The 499-nt window shown below is 64.1% G+C and carries 1 pseudogene; it reads right to left on the reverse strand.

The window, feature by feature from the left end:
- Window positions 1-499 (reverse strand): annotated as a pseudogene (locus SB816_RS29810) (hypothetical protein); the annotation flags it as partial.

Consider the following 499-nt stretch of genomic DNA (forward strand, 5'->3'; position numbering starts at 1 on the left):
GTGCGTGCACGGCCGCGCACGCGCGCAGCGCGTCGGCGAGCTTGTAGCGCCACGAGTAGGTCGCATAGAGCGGCAGCGCGAACGAGAACGCCAGCGCGATCGCGATGCCGACCAGCACGTTCACCGCGCGCCAGAGGCCGTCGACGATCTCGTTGTCACCGTGTCCGGCGACGATCACCATCGTGATCGCCGACAGCAGCGCGATGTAGCCGGCCTTGCCGATCGCGTGAATACGACCGTTCTTCAGGCCGACGTCGGCCTTGACGATGCCCCAGTGGTCGATGATCAGCGCGTTGGTGATCAGGGTGTCGACCACTTCATGGGCGAGCAACTGGCTCTGGCCCTGACCGTCGCGGATCACTTTGCCGCCGCCGAATTTCACTTCCTCGCCATAGACGGTGAAGTCTTTTTCGACCTCGACGAACAGCTCGGTGTCGGCCAGGCGGACCTTGTCACCGACGGTGGGGCCGTACATGTCGGCGTAGGCGCTTCTAGAAAT

The sequence above is a fragment of the Achromobacter sp. SIMBA_011 genome (assembly GCF_046535435.1).
GTDB lineage: Bacteria > Pseudomonadota > Gammaproteobacteria > Burkholderiales > Burkholderiaceae_B > Achromobacter > Achromobacter dolens.